This is a genomic window from Streptomyces sp. NPDC002825 (assembly GCF_040295385.1).
GTDB lineage: Bacteria > Actinomycetota > Actinomycetes > Streptomycetales > Streptomycetaceae > Streptomyces.
In genome coordinates this window covers 185,986-191,985 of the sequence record NZ_JBEOVH010000006.1, presented here as the reverse complement: position 1 = coordinate 191,985, position 6,000 = coordinate 185,986, and the positions used below count along the sequence as shown (strand labels likewise).

Below are 6,000 nucleotides of genomic sequence, written 5' to 3'. Positions count from 1 at the left end.
TGTCCCCCACTGTCCCCCCCCCCCCGTCTCGTTGGTTGGGGGGGCGGGGCCCCCCCCCCCCCCCCCGGCCCCCCCTTTCGTACAGGCGCCACCCCACCGCCGAGGAGGCCCCCATGCGTATCCCCGAGCTCCCCTTCCACCGCCGTACCCTGCTCCAGGCCGGCGGGCTCGCGCTCCTGCCCGTCCTCGCCGCACCCCGCACCGCAGAGGCCGCCCCCGCCCGCCGCCGGACCGCGACCCTCCCCGAGGCCGTCACCTCGCCGCTCCCCGACCCCCTTCCGTACCGGGGGAGTTGGCAGCGCACCCCGGACGGCGGGCAGCGTGCCTCCGCCGCCTCCGGGACCGCGCTCGCCGTGACCGAGCACCGCATCGGCGTCCGCGCCGGCTGTTCCGTCCGGATCGCGGCCGACCCGGCCACCCCGCACGCCCGGGGCGGTTTCGTCCTGAGGGCCGCGCCCGACGGCTCCACCGGTTACGCCGTCCTCCTGGAACCCGGGAACGGCCGGGTGGAGCTGGTCGACCTGGCCGGCGGCACCCTCCTCGCCTCCGGCGCCAACGGCCCCGGCGCGACCCTCGACGTCACCGTCGACGGGCCCGCCCTCACCGTCCACGTCGACGGCGAGCAGGTCCTCAGCGCCGTCGACGTCCGCCACACCACGGGCCACGTCGGCCTGCTCGCCGACGGCGGCACGGTCACCTTCGGGCCTCCCCGCACCTGGTCCGTCTCCACCGACCTGAGCGGCTGGACCGGCACCGGGACCTGGACCCCGACCCCGCTGGGGCTCACCGGGGCCGCACCCGACGGCGCCAACATCCGTACGATCGCGGCGGAGGAGGCGTACGACACCTCCCTCCAGGCGGACGTCCTCGTCCACGACCCGTACGCCGTCGCCGCCCTCCTCGTCCGCGCCGACGCCACCGGCACCCGGGGCTACGCCGTCGAGGCCGACCCCAACCTGGGCCGCCTCCGCCTCTACCGCGTGGACGGCGACGTCACCCTCGCCACCCACAGCACCCCGATCACGCCCGGCACCGTGCACCGCCTGCGCGTCGAGGCCGAGGGCCGCCGCCTCCGCGTCCACTGGCAGAGCGACTTCCTCCGCCCCGACGGCTACGCCCCCGTCATCGACACGGAGGACCCGGCGCCCGCCCCGCACCTCTCCGGCCGCCACGGGCTCCTCGCCTACAACGGGCGGGTCTCCTTCGAGAACGTCACGGCCGCCGGACCTTCCGCCGAACTCCCGGGCGCCACCACCCTCTCCGGCACCTGGACCCGCGACCTCAAGGGCCTGCGCGGGAACGACGGCCTGCGCGCCGCCCCGGCCCCCGCCGCCGGCGACCTCGTCGTCTCCGCCGACGTCCGGCTCGCCGGGGCCAGCGCCGCCGGACTCCTCGTCCGCGGCCACGAGATCCTCCTGGACACCGCGACCGGCTCGATACGGCTCCTCGACCACGGCAGCCGTGCCGTCCTCGCCACCGCGCAGCCGCCCGTGCGTGCCCTCCGCACGGGAACCCCGTACCGCGTCGAAGTCCACCTCCTCGGCGGCGAGTTCACCGTGTACGTCGACGCGGTGGACGCCCTGCGCGGCCCGGCCGTCGCCACCGGCGACACCGTCGGTCTCGTCGCGGCCGGCGGCACCGCGTACTTCCAGGACGTGTACGCCGCCGACGTCCGCGCGCACTACACCGAGCCGTACCGCCCCGCCGTCCACCACTCGCCGCGCTCAGGACTGGGCAGCGACCCCAACGGCCTCGTGCACCTCGACGGGGAGTACCACCTCTTCCACCAGGCCGAAGGCCGCTGGGCGCACGCCGTCTCCACCGACCTCCTGCGCTGGCGCGCCCTGCCGATCGCCCTCGACTGGAACGAGCACGGCCACCGCTGGTCCGGCTCGGCCGTCGCCGATCCCGGCGACGCCTCGGGCCTGTTCGGCGGCGGCTCAGGACTCATCGCCTACTACACGAGCTACCACCCGGACAGGATCGGCGGGAACCAGGCGGTCCGCGCCGCCTACAGCACCGACCGGGGCCGCTCCTGGCAGCCCTACGGCGGCCCCGAACCGCTCGTCGGCAACCCCGGCGGCCCCGACGGCGGCTGGGACTTCCGCGACCCCAAGGTGGTCAGGGACGAGGCCCGCGACCAGTGGGTCATGGTGGTGTCCGGCGGCGACCACGTGCGCTTCTTCACCTCCCGGGACCTCCTCCACTGGACCCACACCAGCTCGTTCGGCTACGGGGACTGGGTGGCCGGCGGCGGGGTCTGGGAGTGCCCCGACCTCTTCCCGCTCCCCGTCGACGGCGACCCCGCCCGTACGGTATGGGTCCTCACGTTCAGCACCGGCGCCGTCCGCTCCACCGACGGCTCCACCGCCCGCTGCCTCACCGGCGACTGGAACGGCACCGCCTTCACCGCCCACCAGCCCCCGGGCCCGGCCCCGCGCAGCGACCACGGACGCGACTTCTACGCGGCCATCACCTTCGCCGACCTGCCCGGCGCGCGCCGCGTCTGGCTCGGCTGGACCACCAACTGGGACTATCCGTTCAGCGCCCCCACCCGTCCGTGGAACGGCCAGCACTCCCTTCCCCGTGAACTCACCCTCGCCGACGGCCCGGACGGTCCCGTGCTGCGCCAGTGGCCCGTCGCCGAACTGGCCTGCCTGCGCACGGACACGACCGTACGGAGGGACCTCACCGCCGGACCCGGCGCGCCCGACCCCTGCGCGGGCCTGACGGGCACCACGTACGACCTGGAGGCCGCGTTCGTGCTGCCTCCGACCGGCGCCGCGACCGGCTTCGCCCTCCGTCTGCGGGCGAAGGACGGGCAGGCCACCCTCGTCGGCTACGACGCCGTCCGCGAGCGCCTCTTCGTCGACCGCACCGCCTCCGGACGCACCGACTTCACCCGGTACTTCGCGGGCCGCACCGAGGCGCCGCTCGCGGCCGTCCGGGCCGCCGACGGCAGCCGGACGGTCCGGCTGCGGATCCTCGTCGACGCCTCCTCCGTGGAGGTCTTCGGCGGCGCCGGCGAGGCCGTCGTCACCAGCCTGGTCCTGCCCGACCCCGACGCCGACGGGATCGCCTTCACCGCCGACGGCGGCACGGTCCGCATCGCCGAACTCGCCCTCCACCGGCTCGCCTCGACCTGCCGGCTCTCCGAGACGCTCCCCGCCCTGCCCCCGCCCCCGCCGCCGGGCGAGTTCCGCACGGACCTCGGCACCCTCGCCACCGTCCCCGCCGGCCGCTGGGAGGCCACCGGCGCCGGGCACACCGGCACCTTCGACCGCGACAGCGACGCGATGTCCACCCGCCGCTTCGCCGACCTCGAACTCACCACGCTGCTCCGGCTCGGCGGCCCCGACGGCACCCGGGGTGCCGCCTCCCTGATCTGGCGGGCCTCGGCCGACGGCGCCGACGGGTACGTCCTCAACGTCGACCCCGACCTCCGGGCCGTCCGCCTCGTCGTCCGGCGCGGCGGCTCCTTCGACGACGCGGCCGCCCTCGCCCGGGTCCCCGCACTCGTACGGCACGGCGCCACGTACGATCTGCGGATCGTCCACCAGGGCACCCGTATCCAGGTCTTCCTCGACGGGAACAGGATCATCGACCTCACCGACGCGGCGGCCACGTACACCGACGGCCACGTCGGCCTCAACGTCTTCGGCGGCCGGGCCGGCTACCAGGACACCTACGCCAAGGAGCTCTGACCCATGTCCATCCTGGTGATCGGCGAGTGCGTCGCCGACATCGTGCGCGGCGCCGACGGGACCGAACGGATCCACCCGGGCGGCAGCCCCGCCAACGTCGCCTACGGCCTCGCCCGCCTCGGCCGGGACGTCACCCTGCTCACCCAGCTCGCCGACGACGCCACAGGGCGGCTGATCGCGGACCACCTCAAGGGCGCGGGGGTGAGGGTGGAGGTCGGCGGCGTCCCCGCCCGCACGCCATCGGCGCTCGTCCGGCTCGACGCGCGGGGCGGAGCCTCGTACACCTTCGACATCGCCTGGACCCTGGAGCCCGGGGAGCTCCCCGTGGACCGGCCCGTCCATGTGCACATCGGCTCGATCGCCGCCGTCACCGCGCCCGGCGCGGCCGCCGTCCTGGCCGAGGTCGAGCGGCTCCGCGACGGGGCCACGGTCAGCTACGACCCCAACGTGCGGCCCGAACTGATGGGGGAGCACACCGAGGCCGTCGCCCGCGTCGAGCGCTGTGTCGCGCTGAGCGACCTGGTGAAGGCGAGCGACGAGGATCTGGCCTGGCTGTACCCGGGCGAGGAGCCGGAGGCGGTCGCCGCCCGCTGGCTGGCGCTCGGCCCGGCCGTCGTCCTGGTCACCCGTGGCGCGGCGGGATCGCTCGCGTTCACCGGCCGGGAGACGGTCACCTCGGAGGCGCCGCAGGTCGCCGTCGTCGACACCGTCGGCGCGGGCGACTCCTTCATGTCCGCCGTCCTCGACACCCTCGCCGGACGGGAGGCCTTCGACGGGCTCGGCGCCGAGTACCTCGCGAGGCTGCTGCGGAGGGCGAGCGTGGCGGCGGCCGTCACCGTCTCCCGGGCGGGCGCCCTGCCCCCCGACCGGGCCGAACTGGACGCGGCCGGGCAGCGGTTCACCGTCAGGTGCGGGCGTGTGAGGTGATGTCCGCGGCGAACTGCTCGACCATCTCGGGCGTGACCGTCGGCCGGCACTCGGCGATGGCCTCCAGGTAGTCCGCCGTGCTCGCGCCGGGCGCCGGGTCGTCCCCGCCGCGCGCGCCGACCGCGACGAGGTCCCGCTCGAAGGAGGCCTGGGCTGCGATCCGGGCCGCGTGTTCGATGTCGGCGGGCGTGAACAGCTCGCTCGCGAGCACCAGCTCGTCGATGTCGACGTCCGGCCGCCCGTCCGTGTACCGGGCCCAGATCGCGGCGCGCGCCGCCTTGTCCGGCGTACCGATCGGGATGAGGTAGTCGAAGCGGCCGGGGCGCAGGAACGCCGGGTCGAGCGAGCGGATCGAGTTGGTCGCGCAGACGAGCAGCCGCTCGTCCCGCTCCCGGAACCCCGGTATCAGCTTGAGGAGTTCGTTCGTCACCCCGTGCATGCCGCCGGGCTGGGCGGGCTCCGAGCGGACCGGGGCGATCTCCTCGACCTCGTCGATGAAGACCAGGACCCGCTCCAGCTCGGCGATCCGCGCGAACGCGGACCGCAGGGCGGCGGCCAGGTTGCCCTCGTCGGCGAGCCGGGACGGCAGGATCTCCACGAAGGGCCAGCCGAGCCGGGAGGCGATGCCGCGCGCGAAGGTGGTCTTGCCGGTGCCGGGCGGGCCGAACAGACAGACCGCGCGCGGCGGTCGCACGCCGTGGCGGGTGGCCCGCTCGGGCTCGGCCAGGGGCAGCACCACCCGGCGTTCGATCAGATCCTTCTCGCGCTCCATGCCGGCGACCTTCGCCCACAGGTCGCCGGGGAGCAGCCGGCCGCCCAGGTCGTCGAGGAGCCCGGCGGCGGGGCCGTGCAGCGGCTCCACCTTCTCGAAGTACGCGACGGCCGGCTGGCGCGTGTACCCGGCGTTCAGCAGGCCCTCGCCGAGGAGCTCCTCCTCCGGCAGGACGTACGCGATGCGTCCGACGCGGGCCGCGACGAGCCGCCGCTCCAGCTCCACGAGCAGGGCGCTGGCGAGCCCGCGGCCCCGCCAGGCGGAGGAGATCGCGATCCGCATGACCCAGGCCCGCTCGCCGGAGACACAGGCGAGCGCCGCGCCGATGGGGGCGCCCTGGTGCACGGCGACCACGGCCGGCTGACGGCTGGTGAGGGCGCCGATGCACTCGGCCAGCGAGAAGACGGATTCCTGCCCGAGCTCGGCGGTGGTGTCGATCAGATGGACGACGGCGGCGAGATCGCTCTCGCGGTAGTCGTGGATGTGCCAGTTCACCGGTGGTACCGCCCCTCGTTCGTGCTGTTGCGGCGAGGCTAGGCGGGCCCGTGGGGGCCGGTCGTCCGCCATCCTGCACAAGGCGGCGCGGGGAAACGTGCC

At 75.5% G+C, this 6,000-nt stretch carries 3 protein-coding genes; 2 read left to right on the top strand and 1 reads right to left on the bottom strand.

The window, feature by feature from the left end; genetic code table 11:
- The first annotated feature begins 113 nt into the window (after positions 1–113).
- Positions 114–3,704, top strand: a complete 3,591-nt coding sequence (locus tag ABT041_RS10880) for a glycoside hydrolase family 32 protein (RefSeq protein WP_351182442.1) — start codon at positions 114–116, stop codon at positions 3,702–3,704.
- A gap of 3 nt (positions 3,705–3,707) precedes the next feature.
- On the top strand, positions 3,708–4,631 hold the full coding sequence (locus tag ABT041_RS10875; RefSeq protein ID WP_351182439.1) for a carbohydrate kinase family protein: 924 nt from the start codon (positions 3,708–3,710) through the stop codon (positions 4,629–4,631).
- On the opposite strand, the gene ABT041_RS10870 is transcribed toward ABT041_RS10875, so the two are convergent.
- Positions 4,609–5,898, bottom strand: a complete 1,290-nt coding sequence (locus ABT041_RS10870; protein ID WP_351182436.1) for an ATP-binding protein — start codon at positions 5,896–5,898, stop codon at positions 4,609–4,611. The two genes, ABT041_RS10875 and ABT041_RS10870, sit on opposite strands and share 23 nt — an antisense overlap.
- Positions 5,899–6,000: the final 102 nt, after the last annotated feature.